The 6,554-nt window shown below is 65.1% G+C and carries 5 protein-coding genes and 1 tRNA gene; 2 read left to right on the plus strand and 4 right to left on the minus strand.

Annotated features, from left to right (window positions below):
* Nucleotides 1-150 precede the first annotated feature (150 nt).
* From MJ956_RS09230 to MJ956_RS09245, 4 genes are all read right to left on the minus strand, one after another.
* A complete protein-coding gene (locus MJ956_RS09230) occupies nucleotides 151-1,605 on the minus strand; it encodes a TolC family outer membrane protein (protein WP_479768635.1) in 1,455 nt (484 codons plus the stop codon).
* 162 nt (nucleotides 1,606-1,767) lie between these two features.
* On the minus strand, nucleotides 1,768-2,421 hold the full coding sequence (locus MJ956_RS09235; RefSeq protein ID WP_253964181.1) for a protein-L-isoaspartate O-methyltransferase family protein: 654 nt from the start codon (nucleotides 2,419-2,421) through the stop codon (nucleotides 1,768-1,770).
* A 117-nt stretch (nucleotides 2,422-2,538) separates the two neighbouring features.
* Entirely contained in the window at nucleotides 2,539-3,948 is a 1,410-nt protein-coding gene (locus MJ956_RS09240; RefSeq protein WP_253964182.1) for a RimK family protein, read from the minus strand.
* 11 nt (nucleotides 3,949-3,959) lie between these two features.
* Nucleotides 3,960-5,129: a peptidase C39 family protein gene (locus MJ956_RS09245; RefSeq protein WP_253964183.1), complete on the minus strand. Its 1,170-nt coding sequence runs from the start codon at nucleotides 5,127-5,129 to the stop codon at nucleotides 3,960-3,962.
* A gap of 318 nt (nucleotides 5,130-5,447) precedes the next feature.
* On the opposite strand from MJ956_RS09245, the gene MJ956_RS09250 reads away from it, so the two are divergent.
* Together MJ956_RS09250 and phnN are read left to right on the plus strand one after the other, a co-directional pair.
* Nucleotides 5,448-5,521, plus strand: a tRNA-Cys gene (locus tag MJ956_RS09250).
* Nucleotides 5,522-5,782: 261 nt separating this feature from the next.
* Nucleotides 5,783-6,451 carry a phosphonate metabolism protein/1,5-bisphosphokinase (PRPP-forming) PhnN gene (gene phnN / locus MJ956_RS09255; RefSeq protein ID WP_253964184.1) on the plus strand — a complete coding sequence of 223 codons (669 nt, stop codon included), beginning with the start codon at nucleotides 5,783-5,785 and terminating at the stop codon, nucleotides 6,449-6,451.
* Nucleotides 6,452-6,554 lie beyond the last annotated feature (103 nt).

A 6,554-nucleotide genomic window follows, 5' to 3' on the forward strand; every position in this document is an offset into this window, starting at 1 on the left:
GCCGACCCTATCGATCGAATCATGCGCGAAGCCTAATTGGAAAGAACCCCGGCGTGAATCCCGCAAGCTCCTTGGCTGAAACTATCACCAGCTTCTTGGGCGAGGCTGTCGTTGCAGCCGGGCCAGCCGCACCCCCCCCCCCGCAGGCGCCTACCGCCCGTCGGGCGTCCTCAGGCCGTACCACTTGTCGTGGACCTCCTGGTAGTGATCTTCCGGCTTGTAGGTCTTGCCGGCCAACCCCAGCCGCTCAGCCGACAGCCGGCCGAGGGCCGAGACCACGGCATAGCCTGCCACCACCGCGTCGCGCTGCGATCCGACGAGCAGGATCTGCGCCGAGATCACCTCGGCCTGGGCGTTGAGCACGTCGAGCGTGGTCCGCTGCCCGACATTGCGCTCCTCGACGACGCCATCAAGCGCCAGGCGAGCGGCGCGCGCCTGCGCCTGAAAGCCATCGATGTTGGCGCGTGCCGCCTGCAATTGTGCCCAGGCGCTGGCGACCGCCGTCCTTACCTGATCGCGGGTTCCGTCGACCTCGATCCGGCGCGGGCCGAGAACTTCCTTGGACTGGCGCACCACGGAACTCGCGCGGCCGCCCTGGTAGATCGGAATCGTCAGTTGCGCGCCGACAGTGGCGGAGATTTCGTTCTGCGTGTTGACGGTCGGCCGGCCGAGCGAGGTATTGACGCCCGGCAGATTGCCGCCACTGGTTTCGCTCAGCGCATAGGTATCGTCGACCCGGGCGGTCAGATTCAGCGTCGGCAGCAGTGCCCCTTCGGCGGACTTGACCTGAAAGGCCGCCGCGTCGACGGCCGCGAGCGTCGCCAGAATCGCCGGATGCTCGCGCTGGGAAATGGCAAAGGCCGTTTCGAGCGACTTCGGGATGGCGCGCGACGGCGTGCGGCCCGGCTGAAGATTGGTTGGCGGGCTGCCGACGACATCGAGATAGGTCGCCTCGCTGGAGGCCACCTGCGCCAGCGCGCTGTTGAGCAGCGCAGTGGCGAGTGCCTGTTGGGACTCGGCTTGCGCCACGTCGGTACGCGTGCCCTCGCCCACCTCGAAGCGCGCCCGCGACGCACGCACCTGCTCCTGCAGAAAGCCAAGATTCTGGCGGCGCAATGCGGCGATCTGCCGGTCGCGCAGGACATCCATATAGGCCGTCGCCGCGTCGAACAGGGTGTTCTGCTCGGTATTGGCGAGGTTTTTACGCGAGGCGCGAACCTGTGCCTGCGCGGCGGCGACATTGTTGGGTGTCTGAAATCCGTCGAACAGGGTCTGGTTGAGCTGGATGCCGAAACCGATCGACTCCGACCGCGTGGTCTGGGTCGAGATATCGTCCCCGAAGGTCGTCCGACTCCGCGTCGCGTTGGCTGAGCCTACCCCGCTGACGAACGGCCTGAGGCCCGCCCGAGCCTGCGGAACATTTTCGTCAGTGGCGCGCAATTGCGCTCGCGCCGCATTCAGCCCCTGACTGTTGGCATAGGCCTTCGCCAATGCTCCGGTCAGGGTTTCGGCCGCCACGGTAGTGGGGGTCGAGGAAATTACACCGGCGACAAGAGCGGCGGCAATCCAGATTCTGCTACGCAACCCGATGACTCCAAACCGCAGACAAGGCGTATCGCAAGGGAGCGATCCCGCCACAGCGACCATTCTGCTTGTCCGTCCCACAGGGGTACCATCTGATCAGTTTTCCGCCCCCTGGATCAAGAGGCAAGGCTGCGCCCGGGATGCATTGCGCGGCAACGACACATATCTGCAACGACCGGTCGCTCAGAAAACAAACTGCCGCCTCTTCTCGAATCCCGGCAGCGGCTTCACGCTGCAATTGAAGCCGAACCGATCCGAGACCACGCCGTTCTCGTCCTTGAAATAAAGCTTGGCCGAGGCGGCGTTACCGATGCCCTCCACAACCACGAGGCGCCCGCCTTCGCGCAACTGCTCGAAGAAGGTCTCCGGCAAGCGCTCGACCGCGCCCTCGAAGACAATCACGTCGTACGGGGCCTCGGACGGGTAGCCCTCCTCCAGCTTTCCCTCGACCACGACGCAGGTGACGTAGTCGAGACGCGTCAAATTTTCACTGGCAAGCGCCGCGAGTTCGACATTCTCTTCCAGGGCCACCACGGAGCCGGCGAGATGCGACAGGATCGCCGAGGAATAGCCGGAGCCGCATCCCACATCGAGGACGACGTCGTCGGGCGTGACCGCGGCGAGTTGCAGGAGCTTGGCGAAAGGCGAGGCTTCCATGATGTAGCGGCCGTCGCCGATCGACAGGTCCTCGTCGATATAGGCCAGCGGCCTGCGCGATGCGGGCACGAATTCTTCCCGCGGCACCTGCAGGAACGCCCGCAGGATGTCATGACGGGTCACGTCCGTGGTGCGGATCTGGTTGTCCACCATTTTCGTGCGGGCAGTCTCGAAATCCATGGCCGAAATCCTCGTGTCCTGCCGCATCGTCGCCTTGCGGCCGCCCGTTTCCATAGTCGCGGCTCCGGTTGCACGCAAGGCGCCACGACCGTTCGCGACAGCCTGATCCACGATGCTTCAGCGCTCGATCCGATCGATGAACCACCGGGTAAGCCGGGTCCAGACCTCGTCCTTCTCCTCGATCAGGAAAACGCCCTCGTCGGTCTCCTTGAGATCGACACCGTAAAGTCCGTCGCCGATGCAGCGAGCCGCCCTCAGTCCGGCATCCAGCACATGCGGGGGCGTTTCCCCCAGCGAGAACGCCTTGAACCCGCCCTCCAGGGGTCGTCCCCCATTGTCGTGGTTGATGATCTGCCAGTGGCTCTTGGCCATCAGGTACTGGACCGCGAACAAGGGCTCGCCGCCGAGTACGCCGATCCGCCAGTCGAAGCTGGTCGGCATGAACTTCTGGGCGATCAAGAGGTCGCTATCCTCCAGCCAGGCGTTCGCCAGCGTCACCAGGCCCGCCACGTCATCGACCTTCTTCACCCCCCGGGAGAAGGATCCGTCGGGGATTTTCAGCACCATCGGAAAGCTCAGCTCGTCCGCCGCCCGGGCGAAGTCCTCCTTGCCCCCGATCATCACCGACGCCGGCGTGGCGACACCATTCGCCGCCATCAGCTCGTTGAGATAGACCTTGTTCGTGCAGCGTATCATCGAGATCGGATCGTCGATGACCGGCATGCCCTCCTGCATGGCGCGACGGGCGAACCGGTAGGTATGATTGGAGATCGAGGTCGTCTCGCGGATGAACAAGGCGTCGAAATTGGCTAGCCGCGGCAGATCCTTGCGACCGATCGGCTCGACATCGACACCGAGCCGTGCGGCAATACGCGCCCAGTGCCGCAATGTGGCCACCGAGGACGGCGGCAGTGCCTCCTTCGGATCATAAAGGGTCGCGAAGGCGTATTTGGCTGGCGTCTTCGCCTTGGCGGCACGCCATTGGCGCGCGGTATATCGCTCCATGGCGGTCAGCAGGCGCGCCGTCTCGGCGCTGTCGAGCTTGCCGATCGAGGCAAAACCGATGCGGCGAATTCGCGGCGGCGCGGCCTTCGGTTCCAGATGGATCTCGAGGGCGGGCGCCCGGAACCAGTCGAAGATCAGCTTGGCGAACCGATCGAGGCGGGGGTCATCGGCATGGCCGAAATAGATGCGTATCGGGGAAGCCGGCGCTCCGCCCTTGTCGAGCGCCTTCGACAGCGCCGCCTCGAGTTCGGGCAAGGCGTTTTCGTAAAGCTTCCTTTCCGACAGGTCGATCATCGTCTCGACCGAGGGGATGATGCGGTGGCCCCGGGCCTCGGCGAGGAGCGAGGCGTAGTAGCCCCTGCTTTGATAGGCATAGGATCGCGACAGGTTGATCACCTTGGGCCGCTGCCCCCGGAAGAGGCCGGATCGCGCAAGATAATCGCGGCTGGTCATGATCTTGTGCGGCGTCGCGCCGTTATCGAGATCGGACGCGCGCCCGACGAGGACGACCCATTGAGACATCGGACGACCTCTTAAGCCACACGCCGGGAGAGAAAAACGGCGGCGCGCAGGCCGACCTTTCCGAAACGCGCTATCCGGTCAAATGTTTCGTAGGGAATCGGGAGGCTCGCGGCATCGGCGACGGATTCGCCACGCTCGTCCGCCACCCATGGATCGTGGATGATGATGTGGCGGCCATCATCGCCATGGGCGAGCACCCAGTGCGGCACCTTCTTGTCGAACATATGATAGCCGGAAATCAGGACGACGGCGGTCTTGCCCGCGGCGATCGCGGCGCGCAGTTCGACGAGGGTGAAGGGGCGAATGGTGACCGCAATCGCATAGGCGTCGGCGCGGCGGCGAAAATCTTCCTGGGCCAGCGCCATCACCCGCTGCTTCTCCGCGCTTCGAACCCCTTCCAGAAACAGATCACCCGGTTCCGAGACATGGATTTCGGCGTCCAGCCCGGCTTCATGCGCCGCCACCGCCAGGCCGTAGGGCTCGCAACCGCCCGGCCCCGACATCATGAAGATCGTCGTCGCCTCGCGCCAGAGACGGATCTCCGCCACCGGCTCCAGCACGAAACCGGGCACATCGCGTGCCATCGCCATCATCAGGCAGCACGCGCCGCAGGTGAAATCCGTGGTCTGCTCGTAGTAGGGAATGCCGGTCTCGATCGCCTGGTCTCCGCGCAAGGTCTTTTCAAAGCGCAACGCCGACATGTGGTCGGCATAATAGTCGAGATAGCGTCCGATCGAGCGAAAATGGCGGGACTGATAGAGGGCGATCGCCGCGGCATTGTCCGCGCGAACCTCGAGACGAAGGGCGATGCGGTCGCGATCGAAGGCCGCGGACTCGGCTGCCTCGAGTAGTCTTCTGCCGATCCCAAACCCCGACGATTCCGGTGCGACGGCGAGGGAATACAGCCGCGCAAGCCCCGTGCCGCGACGCAGCAGGATGGCGGCATAGCCGACGATCCGGCCAGCTTGAGGATCACCTCCGCCCTCCTCGGCGATGAGGACGATGGCGCTGTCTGCACTGACGAGATTGCGGAACGAGCGGCGCGAGATGCGATCGACATCGAAAGCGGAGGCCTCGATTTCGACCAGCCGATCGACATCATTCGTCCGAGCCGGACGAATTTTGATGTCGGCGGCGAGGATAGCAGGCCCGGCTTGCGCTCGCGATGGGTTCCGAATCATGTCTTCTACGTCGAGACGTTGGGCCGCTGTTTTGAATAGGCCTGCGCTCATTCCCGGCGATTGGCAAGACGGGACGCGCCTCGCCCACCGCTTTGCCGGCGGTTTCAGGCGAAAGCGACAACGGAACGGGTGCCGAAGGACGATACGACAGCGGCCCGCGCCGAGATGGCGCGGGATGCCAGATATCCGCAATCACGCGCTCACCGACGCCACTGTGCCGCGATCGCTCGGTCGAAACGGCGCGAGGACCGGATTTTCCGGATGAAATTTTCCGGCCTTGCGGAAACCCAACGAAATCCGTAGGTACGGCGCCGGTGAGGCCTCGTGGCGGAGTGGTTACGCAGAGGACTGCAAATCCTTGTACGGGGGTTCGATTCCCTCCGAGGCCTCCATTCCTCCGTGCGCCCCTCAAAACCGTCGTTGCCGCACGCTTGAATGCTCTTTTGGCAAGTCGAAGACGGGTTCTCTCGCGATGGCTGTGACGCCTGGCCCGCCCGAAAGGCGAGGGTGCATCCCCAAGGTCGAGGAGCGCTTAGCCGTGTGTGTCGCCGCCAAGGGTCGCGGGGCCGCGATCAGCAACGCCCATCGTCTGCCCGCCGACCGCCGCCGGGGCGAGCCGCCGATGGTCCGCCCGCGCTGCCGGGAGTATTATCGTGGCGCGTGACGTCGAAACCGACGCGGGCAACGGGGGAAACAAGCTCGGGGCCGGCTCGCGTGGATCGTTCGTCGCGGTGGTCGGACCAAGCGGCGCCGGCAAGGATTCGCTGCTGGCGATCGCCGCCGCGACGCTTGCTCCCGAAACCGGCTTCTTCTTCCCCCGCCGCGTCGTCACCCGCACCGCGCTCGTGGACGCGGAAGACCACGACAGCCTGACCCCGGCGGCATTCGCGGCGGCCGAGACCGCCGGGGCGTTTTGCCTGACCTGGGCGGCGCACGGCCTCTCCTACGGCCTGCCGACGGAGATTTCGAAGCGCCTGGAGGCTGGCGAGACCGTCGTCGCCAACGTCTCGCGCGGCGCTTTATGCGACGCTTCAAAACATTTCGCCCGCCTTCACGTCATCGAGATCACCGCCCCGCGCCACTTGCTCGTGGAGCGGATCGCGGCTCGGGGACGGGAAACGCCGGAGGAGATAGTCCGGCGACTGGGCCGTCCGGCGCTGCTCGAAGTGCCCCTCGGGGTCGAAGCGATCCATCGCATCGACAATGGCGGAAAAATCGACGCGGCGGCCGCCGCCTTTGTCGCCATCCTCAGGCGGATCGGCGACGACGCGCGGGCCACACCGCCTGGGTCGGCGATCGCCAATTCGCCCGCGCCACGATGACGCTCAATGAGAGCGATCCACCGAAAGCGCCGCGGCGGCTCCCTCCTCTCCGGCATCCGCATGCTCACCAGAGGCCCCTAAGATTCGACCTCTGCGCGAATTC

This window comes from Aurantimonas marianensis (assembly GCF_024195285.1).
GTDB lineage: Bacteria > Pseudomonadota > Alphaproteobacteria > Rhizobiales > Rhizobiaceae > Aurantimonas > Aurantimonas marianensis.